The sequence below is a fragment of the Mesorhizobium sp. M4B.F.Ca.ET.089.01.1.1 genome (assembly GCF_004022605.1).
In the GTDB taxonomy this organism is placed as follows: Bacteria; Pseudomonadota; Alphaproteobacteria; order Rhizobiales; family Rhizobiaceae; genus Mesorhizobium; species Mesorhizobium abyssinicae.
In genome coordinates this window covers 1-972 of the sequence record NZ_RZOS01000947.1, presented here as the reverse complement: position 1 = coordinate 972, position 972 = coordinate 1, and the positions used below count along the sequence as shown (strand labels likewise).

Genomic DNA, 972 nt, shown 5'->3' with positions numbered 1-972 from the left:
ACCGTCAAGGCCATGTCACGGGGCAAAGCGGCAGCGCATGCGACGCTTAGGGCTGCTTGATCCATCAGGATCACCGCGCCGGGCTGCACGAGCTTGGTTGCGGTAGCAGCCGGCGCCGCGAGATCGGAGACGGAGATTTTCAACCGCCCGCCTCCCGTGCCGGTCGCTGATGATCTGGCGAGCGCTCCGCCGTAGACCCTGCGGCAAAACCCGGCTTTGGCAAGATCGCGAAGATCGCGGCGTACGGTGTCTTCCGACACACGGAATTCGAGCGCCAGCGCGTTGGCCAGGACCTTGCCTTGCTCCGCTAATCGATCGCGTATGATCGCCTGGCGCTCTTCCGAAAGCATCACCCAAACCTCCCAGACAGATCATGGGCAGCTTCTTTTTCCGTCTTCATGGCTAGCGGATATAACTCCCAACCGTCCCAGGCCACAATGTCATGATGAACCGTCGCTGCAGGTCGAGCCAAGGGCACTGTTCGTCGATCATGTGGTCGATAAGCCTCACTACCAGCCGCTCACCGATGCAATTTCGCACAGTCACCATTCCTGACGCATTTGGACGTTCATTTCCGATGTCGGGAAACGGGGAACGGGGGTCGTGGAGGCCCCCCCGTGATATCCTATCCATCAGACCAACCCCGGGCTGTCGTGATTGATTGCGGGCGCCGATACCATCGCGGCTGAGCGGCGCTCAAGTGGGAGCCTGGACTTGATGCACGACAGACAGCGACCTAGGCACATCGCGTCACTCTGCGTCACAGATTGGAACCGTGCGAACTTGTCGCTCGATCTCGCGAGTGGAAGGATACCGTCGACCGTTCCTCATCGCAGCCGCTGTCGAATAGGACGAGTGCGACACTTCCGACCAAGTCCAAAGATGGACCGAAATGCGCGATGGGGACCTATGAGCCTTCTGACGAACGACATCCCCCGCAAACGTCGCTTTCGCGCCGGCATGGTGGGAGGG

General features: G+C 60.4%; 1 protein-coding gene. It reads right to left on the bottom strand.

Annotated elements, in window-relative coordinates; all coding sequences use genetic code 11:
- Positions 1-350: DeoR family transcriptional regulator (locus EN780_RS35255; RefSeq protein WP_133372909.1), on the bottom strand; the 350-nt coding region annotated here is incomplete at its 3' end.
- Between the last annotated feature and the right edge of the window lie 622 nt (positions 351-972).